Annotated in this window: 1 protein-coding gene; it reads right to left on the bottom strand. The window is 30.9% G+C overall.

Features of this window, described 5'->3' with window-relative positions:
* Positions 1–456 (bottom strand): replication initiation protein (locus GRC12_RS45040; RefSeq protein WP_208786158.1); only part of this gene is annotated, 456 nt, incomplete at both ends.

Raw genomic sequence — 456 nt, 5'->3', positions numbered from 1 at the left:
TCCTTTGGTTCTGTATTGTTTTAATAATCTAAACATGGTTTTGGAATAACTGCTTTCTAATTCATTGAATTGTTGGAGAGAATATCGAACCCATTCTTCAAGATTATTAAGTAAGGGTAAGGCTTTCTCATGGACTTGTATTTCAGCAAAAGGAATATCAGCTTTTCCATCGATTTTAAATTGATTAAATAAAACAAATCGTTCACGTTGCAAACCGTCAGCACTTCTTCTACCAAAACGTAAATCCATTAATTTGTCATACGTTGTTTCTAAATCATCTATGAATCGAACATTTGCAGTTGCTTTATAATTGCTTAAATCTTTTAATTGTTCGAATGTAAATTGTACTTTTTTATCGCCTACGTCACGCATTCTAGATACTATAGAGAAGAATAAATTCATTTCTACTGACGTAAATTTGCGTAAAGGAATCGTATTTAATTCATGGTGGTATTT

The organism is Streptomyces griseorubiginosus, assembly GCF_017614965.1.
GTDB lineage: Bacteria > Actinomycetota > Actinomycetes > Streptomycetales > Streptomycetaceae > Streptomyces > Streptomyces griseorubiginosus_B.
The sequence above is the reverse complement of the archived record's forward strand: the minus strand, read 5'-3'. Positions and strand labels throughout refer to the sequence as shown.